This is a genomic window from Pseudomonas sp. CM25 (genome assembly GCF_013179705.1).
GTDB lineage: Bacteria > Pseudomonadota > Gammaproteobacteria > Pseudomonadales > Pseudomonadaceae > Aquipseudomonas.
On record NZ_JABMCW010000177.1, the window covers coordinates 1 to 11,457 of the forward strand.

Here is an 11,457-nt window from a genome sequence, read left to right on the forward strand (position 1 = left end):
CTGGAACTAGGTGCTCAGCCGGTCGAAATCGAAACCGGGCCGATGGAGCTGCGGTTGCCGGCGATCAAAGGCATTGGCGGTGCCCCGCTGTACCTGATCGACCGCTTCGAGGAAGGCAGCTCGATCTACGACATCGATTTCAATTTCATCGAAGGCGTAGACCGCAACCCGGTAGGTGCCGGCCTGAAGATCATCGACCACCTCACCCACAACGTCTACCGCGGGCGCATGGCTTACTGGGCCGGCTTCTACGAAAAACTGTTCAACTTCCGTGAAATTCGTTACTTCGACATCAAGGGCGAGTACACCGGCCTGACCTCCAAGGCCATGACCGCGCCGGATGGCATGATCCGCATCCCGCTCAATGAAGAGTCTTCCAAGGGTGCCGGGCAGATCGAAGAGTTCCTGATGCAGTTCAACGGCGAAGGCATTCAGCACGTGGCCTTCCTCACCGACGACCTGCTCAAGACCTGGGATGCCCTGAAAGGCTTCGGCATGCGCTTCATGACTGCGCCGCCACAAACCTACTACGAAATGCTCGAAGAGCGCCTGCCGGGTCATGGCGAGCCGGTCGACCAACTGCAAGCCCGGGGCATCCTGCTTGATGGGGCCTCGCAACCGGGCGACAAGCGCCTGCTGTTGCAGATATTCTCGGAAACCCTGCTTGGCCCGGTGTTTTTCGAGTTCATCCAGCGCAAGGGCGACGATGGGTTCGGTGAAGGCAACTTCAAGGCCCTTTTCGAATCCATCGAACGCGACCAGGTACGCCGTGGTGTACTGAGCACCGACTGATGCTCGCCTGCATCGCCGTCATGCATCTCTGACGGCGGTGCCGCTATGGGCCTTGCGCGCTCTCATCAAGCCCAGGTACAAGACCAGTGAGGTCGCTACGCCGACCAATGCCAGCGAAGGTAGCACTTGCGCGATGGTCATGCGGAACTCATTGGCGGTATACCCCTTGCTGTAGCCGCCCCGGACGGTATAGCCATATTTTTTTGACTCTGCCCACTCGCTGAATTCGTCCTGTGAAGGGCGTTCCGGGTCGCGGCTGTCGCCATCTGTCCATATGTAGTGGTCCCCGAATTCCAGTATCAGCGTCAGGCCGGTCTGAAAGCTTTTCAGTTCCTTGCGCAGTTCAATGCCATACAAAGTGCCAACTACCCCGGAGTTCCTCCCAGGTGTTTGAACTCTGAGAATGGCGGCGTTTGGCGAAGAAGGGACATCGAATGCGAGTTCCGTGCCTCGCCCGGACTTTATGAACGCGGAAATATAGGCCATGGGGTCTTTTTCGGTAGCGCAGTACGCCTCGCCATTGACGGTTAACGCCAGTGAGCGCAAATGCGGGCTGATCGCGATGATGTCATGCAATTTCCCTGACACTTGCGCACAGGGCTTTCCCGCCAGGTCGTTGGCACGATCAAAGGTGGCAACCATACGGTCCAGCAACTGGTCGACGCTGAAAACTGCCTCTTGAACGGAAATTTGCGAAGTTTCGGCAAGTTTCTTGCCCAGGTGATAGTTCATCACCAGCAGGCCGGAAACTATCGGCACGGCGCCAATGGCTATTACCATCAGCCTTTTCAGCAAGTTGTACCTGGTATTCAGGGTGAAAGGCATAGGTATGATGCTCCCAGGTGCATTGCTGTTCGTGGTGAACAGATTGACCCTGAGCCTATGTCCCTGACGACGCGATGGCTGTAGTCCATGAGCGATCCGAACCAGAGGAAATACGGAAAGCCACTGTCAGCCTCAGCTTTGATGGCCCGCAATTTTCGCCAGCACCTTCTCGGCGAGCAATCCAGTCGAGGCGGGGTTTTGCCCAGTGATCAGCCGCTCATCAGTGACGACAAACGGCTTCCACGGTTCATCATGCTTGCTGTAGTTGCCGCCGCGGGCCCCCAGTTCGTTTTCAGTCAGAAAGGGCACTACCTTGTCCAGCTCAGCCAACTGTTCCTCGGTGTTTGAAAAACCGGTAACCTGACGACCCTTCAGCAGCAGGCTGTTGTCGCTGAGCTTGACGTTCAGCAGGCCGACAACGCCGTGGCAGACCGCCGCCACGATGCCTTCGTTCTCATAGATGTGGCGCGCAAGCGCCTGCAGCGCCTGGTCATCGGCAAAGTCGTACATCACCCCATGGCCACCGGTGTAATAAATGACGCTGTACTCATCTGCCTTGACCTGACCTGGGCTCAGGGTGGCGCCCAGGCGGGTCATGAAACGCTTGTCGTCATACCATTGCCAATCCAGGTCGGGGGCCATCTGCAGGCTGTGCGGATCGATCGGGACATAGCCGCCCATTGGGCTGACATAGTCCACCGCGTAGCCGGCCTTTTCGACCATCTCGACAAAGTGCACAGCTTCACCCAGCCACAACCCCGTCGCTCGCTTGAGGGTCGGGTACTTGGCTGTATTGGTCAGCACCACCAGCATTTTCTTGCTCATGTCCCACGCTCCTGTCGGCAACCTGGATGGGCCGGTGCTCCTTGGCCCGAGGGAAAACTTAATCAGCATAGCTGCCACCTGCAAGTACGCCATCGGGGGTAGTGCGCGCTGTGCTAACTTCAACCGAGCCCACGAGGCGAGCCGAACGAGCAGGGCGGCGCCTCGGTCAACCTGAGCATTGCTGGAGTCACGATAGTGGTCGCAAATGGTATGCCGCGCGAGCCTGCGCCTGTTTTGGCAACGGTCGAGCCGATGGGCGAAACGGTTGCGCACTTCGATTGGGGGCGAACAGCACTCGGGCCGTTGTCACGCTGGCCGGCTTCGCTGCGTATTGCGGTGGACATGATGCATTTGTCACCGTTCCCGTGTGCCGTGGTTTGGGGATCAGCACTCAGCGTCGTCCACAATGATGCCTACCGGGCGTTGCGGGCCGCTGCTCCGAATACCCTGGGCAGTGCATTCGATGCCTTGTGGTGGGATATCTGGCCCGAAGTGGGGCCTTGGGTATTCAAGGCGCTTGAGGGGCGCTCGAGCTTTGTCGAGGACCCACCCCTGCGTATCGTCAAGGGCGAAGGCGCCGAACCGCTATGGTGCGCGTTCGGTTATGCGCCGCTGCATGACGAACTGGGCGGCGTGGCGGGCTTTCTGCACACCGTGATCGAGACGACGGCCAGCGTCGAGGCGCACAGCCACTGGCGGGAGCAGGCCTTGGTGTTCGAACGACAGCTAGCGCGTCACGAGGCCGAGCGCGAGCAGATCTGGCAGCTGTCGCGCGATGCAGTGATGACCGTTACTCCTGACTTGACGTTGCAAGCTGTCAGCCACACCTGGCAGCGTATTCTGGGCTGGGCCGAAGAGCAGGTGCTGGCGCGGCCGGTACTGGAACTGATTCACCCGGCGGATCGCGCTGAAGTTCAGGTGGCCGTCTCCGGCTTGCTTGAATACGGGAGCACCGGCCAGATCGAGACCCGTCTGCGCCACCGCGATGGCCACTACCACTGGTTTCGCTGGACCGCGCGGTTCGATGGCAGCATGCTGACCGCGGTGGGCCGGGATATTACCGAAGACAGGGCCGAGGCCGCGCGCCAATCCGAAGCACTGATGCGCAAGAACCAGCATATGGAGGTGGTTGGCCAGTTGGCGGGGGGCATGGGCCATGAGTTCAACAACCTGCTGTCCGGGATTGGCGGCAGCCTTGAACTGCTGCAACGGCGCCTGCAACAAGGGCGCCTGGAGCGGGTGGAGGACTATGTCGAGGTGGCACGCGATTCGGTGCAGCGCGCCATGGCGCTTACCCATCGACTGCTGACCTTTTCCCGCCATCAGCCCACGGCCCCCAAGCCACTGGATTTCAACCTGCAATTACGCTTGAGTGAGCCGCTGCTGATGCGGGCACTGGGCGCCGAGATGCGCCTGCGCTGGCAACTGGATGTTGCACCGTGGGTGGTGAGTCTTGATCTAACCCAACTCGAGAATGCTCTGGTCAACTTGTGCGCAAACGCCCGTGAGGCGTGCCTGGAGCGGGGTACTGTCACCATTCGCACCGTCAACCAACGACTGACAAGCTGTTTTCCGGATGAAGATGGCCTGCCGCCAGGCGACTATGTCGCTCTGCATGTCGAGGACGACGGCCATGGCATGGCGGCGGCAGACATCGCCAGGGCCTTCGAGCCGTTCTTCACCACCAAGCCCATCGGGCGTGGGGCCGGGCTTGGGCTGTCCATGGTCTATGGATTTGTCGGCCAGTCGGGCGGCTATGCCTGGATCGAGTCGGTCGGGGAGCGTGGCACAACGGTTTCAATGCTCTTCCCAAGGTGCCACGACCCGCTCCCTGAACCGCCCAAGCCAGTGCCGCGCCCGCAGCGCATGGCCTGTGGGGAGCGCCTTCTGCTGGTGGATGACGAGCTCAACCTGCGTGCCGTCATGCGTGAGTACCTGGCTGATCGGGGCTTTGATGTCACGGATGTCGGCGACGCCAATGCTGCGCTGGAACGCTTCCGCCATGATGGGCCTTTTGACCTGGTGATTACCGACATCGGGTTGCCAGGGGGCTTCAGTGGGCGGCAAGTCGCCAAGGCCATGCGCATGCAACTGCCGCTGCAGAAAATTCTGTTTATCACCGGCTACGCGAACCAGCCGGTCGAAGCGGAGTTCCTGGAGCAACCGGGCATAGCGTTGATGAACAAGCCGTTCCCGTTGGCCGCCCTGGCGGATGAGGCGCTGCGCATGCTTGACGGGTAAGGTAGTTTCACTTCGTAGCAAGAATCCGCAGCACTTGGGCCTGCAGTTGTTTCAGCTCGAACGGTTTGCTGATCAAGTACATGTCCGTACCCAGGAAGCTCTCTCGGGCAATGGCCGTTTCCGCGTAGCCGGTGATGAACAGTACCGGCAGACGCGGGCGCAGGCTCCGTGCAATTTCGGCCAACTGCCGGCCGTTCATGCCGGGCAAGCCAACGTCGCTGATCAGCAAGTCCACCGGCTCTGTCGAGCGCAGCACTGCCAACCCCTCGCTGGCGTCAGCGGCGCTGTGGCAGGGGAAGCCGTCTTCGCGGAGCGCCTGGCACAGCAGCTGACGTACATGCGAGTCGTCCTCGACCACCAGCACATGGCGACCACGGCCCCCCTGCACAGGCGGCTCAGGGTTGCTCGGTTGGGTGGTCCGGCCGTGATGGCGCGGCAGGTACAGGTCTACCCGGGTGCCTTGGCCGATCTGGCTGTGCAGGGTGACATGCCCACGGGATTGCTTGCTGAAGCCGTATACCATCGACAGGCCCATGCCGATGCCCTGGCCGATCGCCTTGGTGCTGAAAAACGGCTCGAAGGCATGTTCCAGCGTGCTCTGTGCCATGCCCTGGCCGTCATCAACGATTCGCAGGCGCACATAATCGCCACCGCCCGGCGTGGCGCCCTGACCATGTTCGATGTGATGGTTGCTTGCCTCGATCCACAGCATTCCACCGCTGGGCATCGCCTCGCAGGCATTGACCAGCAGATTGTCGACGGCTGCCTGCAGTTGCTGGTCATCAGCTTCCACTGGCCACAAGCCTTTGGCGATATGCACGTGCAAACTGACTGTGGGGCTCAGGCTAGCCTTCAGCTGCTTGATCTGCAGCAGGCTGCGCAGGTCTATGCGCTGGCTGTGCAGCGACTGCCGGGAAGCGAACGCAAGCAGGCGGTGGGTCAGCTTTGCCGCCCGTGACACCGCCTCGCGGCCCATGCGCAGTACGCCTTCCACCCCATCGTTGCGGCCCTGGCGCAGGCGCCGGTCGATCAGTTCGAAGCTGCCGCCAATGCTGGTCAGCAGGTTGTTGAAATCATGCGCGACCCCGCCGGCAAGCTGGCCGATGGCTTCCATCTTGCGGGCCTGGTAGCGGGCGAACTCGCTGGGCTCTTGCTCGTCACCGGGCTGCTTGGGTCGGGCGTCCAGGCGCCGCTGCAGGTCCTGCAACTGGTCGCGGGCCAGGTACTGCTTGCGCCTGTTGCGCAGCGCGGACTGGGCCATGTGCAGCAACTGAGTGTTTTCGAAGGGCGAGACCAGCAGGGCAAGATTGCCCACCGGATGATTATCCATGCTTTTGGCCGACCACGCGCCCTGGGTGACCAGCACAATGGGCAAGTCCGACCAGCAAGGCTGCTGGTCGATGAACGCCTGCAGCAACGCGCTTGGGCCCTGGCTGAACACCTGCTCGTCGATGATCGCCACGCCTGCGCCTTCGGCCAGGCGTGCCTGCAGGTTGGCCAGGTCGCCTGCGCACAGGCTATCTATCCCGGCGGAGGCAAGCAGGCGTGAAGTGTCCGCGTCCAGGGGCGGGGGTGCCAGGATCAAGGCACGTTCATCCATCGCCAATGTACTGGCCAAAACGACTCTCCTGTGGGGTGCCCTGATACCCACTGGACCTTGGGTGCGAGCCCAAGGTTCAACACAAATTCAGGGCTTCACTACAAGCCCTGCTGCAGTACCGGATCGTCCGGGTTCTGTCGTTCGAGCTCGGCCAGCAGCACCTGTACATTCTGTAGCTGGCCGGTCTCTTTCCAGTACTGGATGAGCAACACCCGCGCTCGGCGATTGGCCGGCTGCCGGTTGAGCACGATTTCCAGCTGCTTCTGTGCCGCGTCAAGTTGGTCCAGCTCATGCAGGGTGACTGCCAGGGTATAGCGGTAGTCGCTATTGTCCGGGTCCAGCTCGACGGCGCGGGACAAGGCCAGCAAGGCGTACTCGCGCTGGTCATGACGGTTCAGCCAGAGCCCCAGCTCATACTGCAGAAAGGCCGAATCCGGGCTCAGGGCCAACGCCTTGCCCAGCACCTGGCGCGAGGTGTCGTGATGGCCCTGGCGCTCCAGCAGGCGCACCTGGGTAGCAAGGGCGTCGAGGTTGCCTGGGGCTACCGCCAGCGCCCGCTGCAGGGCCGTGGCGGCTTGGTTGTAGTCGTTTTCATGCAGGTACAGGCGTGCGAGGTGAACTTGGGCGTCGGCATCCTCGGGTTGTTGCTCCAGGGCTTGCTGGTATTGCTCAAGGGCCGCCTGGAGCGGGCCGAAATACAGGCCGATGGCGTCGGGGTCAAGGCCCAGCAGGGCGTCTACGGCAGCAAAGCGCACGCTTTGCTCGTCGTCGTTCAGCAGCGGGCCGAGCACCAGGCTGCGCTGCGCCGGCGGCAGCAGGCGGCGTATGCCGGCAATCGCCGCTCGGCGCACCAGCGGCTCGGCATGCGCCAGGTCCTGTTGTGCCAGTTTCAATGCCTGGGGCGATGGGTAATTGGGCAATTCGGCGTACAGGGCTGCCCGGCGGATGGCCGGCAAGTCGCTGCGTTGCAATTGCTGGTAAAGCACCCGCGCGGCACCAGGCTGGCCCTCGTGAGCCTGGCGCAGGGCCTTGGCGTAGCTGTGTGCTGGCAAGGTCGGCGCGGCCGGCTGGTCGTCGTGCCACAGGTAGCCGAACAGGGCCGATACCAGGGTCAACAGCAGCAGGGCAATCAGGTAGCGGTTGCGTCTGGGCATTGATGGGACCGTGGCGACGGGAAGCGCAGAGCTTGGGGCAGTGGGGAGGGAAATGCAACCGGGGGCGGCGTGCGCCTGGTGGGGGACCGAGTGAGGGCTGCCATGTGTTCGGCTCGGTATTGAGGTGATGCACACACCGAGCGCCGAAGAGGGTGCGGCATACATCATGAACCCCCATAAAAAAGCCCCGCAGACCAAAGCCTGCAGGGCAAACGGCTGGGGGAGAATCCAACCAAAGGAGCCGTTGAAACAGGATGTATCAGTGCGCGATGGCCACCGCTTCCGGTTGCCAGCCGCCGCCCAGGGCCTTGTAGATCGAGACAATGCCGCGGTACAGCTCGACCTCACCCTGTGCTTGCGCGTCTTCAGCGCTAAGCCGTTCGCGTTCGGCATCCAGCAGCACCAGGTAGTCCACCGTCCCTTCGCGATAACGAATCGAGGCCAGTTGCGCCGCTTTGCGGCTGGCGTCGCTCTGGCGCATCAGCGACAACAGCCGCTGCTGGGTCTTGTCGTAATCGCTGAAGGCGTTGGCCGATTCTTCCAGGGCCAGCAACACCTGCTGTTCGTAGTTGGCCAATGCCCCTTCGGCATCGGCCTTGGCACCGCGCAGGCGGGCCCGCACGCTGCCCAGGTCGAACGCCGCCCAGGTGATGCTCGGGCCCAGCGCCCAGGCATTGGCCGCCGAGGAGCCGAGCTGCGATCCCCGCGCGGCGGTAAAACCAAGGAAGCCGCTGAGGCTGACGCGGGGGAACAGGTCGGCCGTGGCCACACCGACGTTGGCGGTGGCGGCTGCCAGCTGGCGTTCGGCACTGCGGATGTCGGGGCGGCGGCGCAGCAGTTCACCCGGGTCCCCCACCGGCAGGGCCTTGGTGATGGCCGGCAGGGCTTTAGGCGACAGGTCTACGCTGAGCGCGTCGGGGCGCTGGCCGAGCAGGGTGGCGATACGGTGTCGCGCCCGGGCCTGTACGGCCTGCAGCTGCGGCACGGTGGCTTCTACCCCGGCCAGGCGCGCATCGGCGCGAACCACGTCGAGGTCGTTGCCGACGCCGGCATCGCGCAGGGTTTCGGTGATGCTGCGTGATTCCTGCTGGGTCTTGAGGTTGGCCAGGGCGATGTTCTCGCGCAGCTGCGCACCTCGCAGTTGCCCGTAGGCATCGACCAGCTCGGCGATCAGGCTGACCTGCAACTGCTGCAGGTCGGCGGCGGCCGCCCCTTCCTGAGCTTCGCTGGCCTCGATCTGGCGCTGGATCCGGCCGAACAGGTCGAGCTCCCAGGCCATGTCCAGGCCCAGGTCGTAACGCTCGCTGTTCACCCGGTTATCCGCCTGGCCAGGAATCTGGCCCTTGCCGATGTCGCTGCTGGCGCGGCTGGTGACTACCGGCAACTGATCGTTCTCGGCGTCTTCACGAATCGAGCGGGCCGACTTCAGGCGGGCGAAGGCCACGCGCAGATCCCGGTTGCCCTCCAGCGAAGCCTGCACCAGCTGGTTCAGCACCGGGTCGTCGAACTGCTTCCACCACAGGCTTTCGAAGCGGCTGCGGTCATAGGCCTTGGCCTGTACGTCACCACTCAGCTGCGCAGGCTCGGTGGCTGGCGCCTTGTAGTCCGGGCCGACTGCACAGGCGGCCAGGGCCAGTGCCAGCAGGCTTGGGGTCAGGGGTTTGAGCAGGTTCATGCGTGGTTCTCCAGCACTTGCACGCGCTCGGCCTTGCGGGCCTGGCGACGCTCGACGAAACGGCGAATCAGGAAGAAGAACACCGGGGTCAGGAACAGGCCGAACACCGTCACGCCGATCATCCCAGAGAACACTGCCACGCCCATGGCATGGCGCATTTCCGAGCCGGCACCGGAGCTGAACACCAGTGGCACCACACCCATGATGAAGGCGATCGAGGTCATCAGGATCGGCCGCAGGCGCAGTCGGCAGGCCTCCAGCACCGCCGCCAGCGGGTCGAGGCCCTTGGCCTGCTCATCCTTGGCGAACTCGACGATCAGGATCGCGTTCTTGCATGCCAGCCCCACCAGTACAATCAGGCCGATCTGGGTGAAGATGTTGTTGTCGCCACCCGACACGATCACACCGGTGATGGCCGACAGCAGGGTCATCGGCACGATCAGGATCACCGCCAGCGGCAGGCTCCAGCTTTCGTACTGGGCGGCCAGCACCAGGAAGGCCAGCAGCACGCACAGCGGGAACACGAACAGCGCGGTATTGCCCGAGAGGATCTGCTGGTAGGTCAGGTCGGTCCACTCGAAGGTCATGCCGTTGGGCAGTTCCGCTTTCAGCAGCTTCTCGATCGCAGCTTCCGCCTGGCCGGAGCTGTAGCCAGGGGCTGCTGCACCGTTGATTTCAGCGGTGATGAAACCGTTGTAGTGCATCACCCGGTCCGGCCCGGAAGTGTCGCTGACCTTGAGGAAGGTTGCCAGCGGGATCATCTCGCCCAGGTTGTTGCGCACCTTCAGCTGGCCGATCTGCTCGGCATCAAGGCGGAACTGCTGCTCGGCCTGGACGTTGACCTGGTAGGTGCGGCCAAAGCGGTTGAAGTCGTTGGTGTACAACGAGCCCAGGTAGACCTGCAGGGTATCGAAGATGTCGTTGATCGCCACGCCGTGGGTCTTGGCCTTCTCGCGGTCGATGGCGGCATCGACCTGCGGCACGTTGACCTGGTAGCTGGTGAACAAGCCCGCCAGTTCCGGCACATTGTGGCTCTTGGCGATGATGTTCTGGGTTTCCTTGTACAGCGCTTCGTAGCCCAGGTTGCCACGGTCTTCGATCTGCAGGCGGAAGCCGCCGATGGTGCCCAGGCCTTGTACTGGCGGTGGCGGGAAGATCGCGATGTAGGCGTCCTGGATGTCGGCGAACTGGGCATTGAGCGCCGCCGCAATGGCCGCTGCCGACTGGCTCGGGTCCTTGCGCTGGTCGAACGGTTTGAGCGGGGTGAACACGATGCCGCTGTTCGGGCTGTTGGTGAAGCCGTTGATCGACAAGCCAGGGAAGGCCACCGAGTCGGCCACGCCAGGTTGTTTCAAGGCAATTTCGCTCATGCGCTTGATCACCGCTTCGGTGCGGTCAAGGCTCGCTGCATCCGGCAGTTGGGCGAATGCCACCAGGTACTGCTTGTCCTGCGACGGTACGAAACCGGTCGGGGTAGACGAGAAGCCCAGGTAGGTCAGGCCCATCAGGCCGGCATACACGAACAGGGCGATGCCGCTGGAGCGGATGACCCGGCGCACGCCGCCAACATAGCCATGGCTGGCGCGGTCGAAGAAGCGGTTGAACGGGGCGAACAGCCAGCTGCCCAGCAGTTTTTCCAGGAACCGAGAGAAACGGTCCTTGGGTGCATGGTGGTCCTTCAGCAGTACGGCAGCCAGCGCTGGCGACAGGGTCAGCGAGTTGAACGCCGAAATCACCGTCGAGATGGCAATGGTCAGGGCGAACTGCTTGTAGAACTGCCCGGTAAGACCGGAAATGAACGCAGCAGGCACGAACACGGCGCACAGCACCAGGGCGGTGGCGATGATCGGCCCGGTGACTTCGCTCATGGCCTTCTGCGTGGCTTCCAGCGGTTTCAGGCCCAGGCCGATGTTGCGCTCCACGTTTTCCACCACGACGATGGCGTCGTCCACCACGATACCGATGGCCAGCACCAGGCCGAACAACGACAAGGCGTTGAGCGAGAAGCCGAACAGGTGCATCACCGCAAAGGTACCAATCAGCGACACGGGCACGGCCAGCAGCGGGATGATCGAGGCGCGCCAGGTCTGCAGGAACAGGATCACCACCAGCACCACCAGCACCAGCGCTTCGAACAGCGTATGCACCACAGCTTCGATGGAGCCGCGCACGAATACGGTCGGGTCATAGACGATGCTGTAGTCCATGCCCTCGGGGAAGTCCTTCTTCAGCTCGGCCATCTTCGCCCGCACTTCGTCGGAGATCTCGATGGCATTGGAGCCTGGGCGCTGGAAGATCGGGATGGCCACGGCGGGCTGGTTGTTCAGCAGCGAGCGCAGGGCGTA

General features: G+C 62.7%; 8 protein-coding genes. 2 read left to right on the forward strand and 6 right to left on the reverse strand.

Annotated features, from left to right (window positions below; translation table 11 throughout):
• Positions 1–792 (forward strand): 4-hydroxyphenylpyruvate dioxygenase (gene hppD, locus HP546_RS18115; RefSeq protein WP_172228031.1); only part of this gene is annotated, 792 nt, incomplete at its 5' end.
• An 18-nt stretch (positions 793–810) separates the two neighbouring features.
• Here hppD and HP546_RS18120 read toward each other — a convergent pair.
• Both HP546_RS18120 and HP546_RS18125 read right to left on the reverse strand, forming a co-directional pair.
• Positions 811–1,617 carry a CSS-motif domain-containing protein gene (locus HP546_RS18120; RefSeq protein ID WP_218584543.1) on the reverse strand — a complete coding sequence of 269 codons (807 nt, stop codon included), beginning with the start codon at positions 1,615–1,617 and terminating at the stop codon, positions 811–813.
• A 132-nt stretch (positions 1,618–1,749) separates the two neighbouring features.
• Positions 1,750–2,442, reverse strand: coding sequence for a type 1 glutamine amidotransferase domain-containing protein (locus HP546_RS18125; protein WP_172228033.1), 693 nt, complete (start codon positions 2,440–2,442; stop codon positions 1,750–1,752).
• 210 nt (positions 2,443–2,652) lie between these two features.
• Between HP546_RS18125 and HP546_RS18130 the strand changes: the two genes are divergently transcribed.
• Positions 2,653–4,683, forward strand: a complete 2,031-nt coding sequence (locus HP546_RS18130; protein WP_172228043.1) for a PAS domain-containing sensor histidine kinase — start codon at positions 2,653–2,655, stop codon at positions 4,681–4,683.
• Positions 4,684–4,690: 7 nt separating this feature from the next.
• Here HP546_RS18130 and HP546_RS18135 read toward each other — a convergent pair whose 3' ends face one another.
• The 4 genes from HP546_RS18135 to HP546_RS18150 form a co-directional block, all read right to left on the reverse strand.
• Entirely contained in the window at positions 4,691–6,301 is a 1,611-nt protein-coding gene (locus HP546_RS18135) for a response regulator (RefSeq protein ID WP_172228035.1), read from the reverse strand.
• An 80-nt stretch (positions 6,302–6,381) separates the two neighbouring features.
• Positions 6,382–7,437, reverse strand: a complete 1,056-nt coding sequence (locus tag HP546_RS18140; RefSeq protein WP_172228037.1) for a tetratricopeptide repeat protein — start codon at positions 7,435–7,437, stop codon at positions 6,382–6,384.
• A 259-nt stretch (positions 7,438–7,696) separates the two neighbouring features.
• Positions 7,697–9,112: an efflux transporter outer membrane subunit gene (locus HP546_RS18145; RefSeq protein WP_172228039.1), complete on the reverse strand. Its 1,416-nt coding sequence runs from the start codon at positions 9,110–9,112 to the stop codon at positions 7,697–7,699.
• Positions 9,109–11,457 (reverse strand): efflux RND transporter permease subunit (locus tag HP546_RS18150; protein WP_172228040.1); only part of this gene is annotated, 2,349 nt, incomplete at its 5' end. The genes HP546_RS18145 and HP546_RS18150, both read right to left, overlap by 4 nt.